Consider the following 244-nt stretch of genomic DNA (forward strand, 5'->3'; position numbering starts at 1 on the left):
GTGGTTTTGCCTGAGCCTCTCCTAATGAAGGGGCGCATCAGCGTGAACTGGATCAATCGTTATATCGACGAGCCGTTGCTGGACGGCGCGGCGAGCGTGCTCAGGGCATGGCATATCCGTACCGGCCAGGCGCCGGAACGGCTGGAGCCGGTCTGGAATCTCATCGTCATCTCGCTTCTGACGGCAGGCTGCTGGTATGGGCTGTCGGGCATGCCGCTGGCGCTCAGCCTCGCGGCTCTCCTGG

1 protein-coding gene is annotated in these 244 nt (G+C 63.5%); it reads left to right on the forward strand.

The window, feature by feature from the left end; all coding sequences use genetic code 11:
* Positions 1 to 24 precede the first annotated feature (24 nt).
* The coding region (locus tag SB679_RS25880) for a hypothetical protein (protein ID WP_410705243.1) at positions 25 to 244 on the forward strand (220 nt) is incomplete at its 3' end.

This window comes from Chryseobacterium sp. SIMBA_029, from assembly GCF_046535275.1.
GTDB lineage: Bacteria > Bacteroidota > Bacteroidia > Flavobacteriales > Weeksellaceae > Chryseobacterium.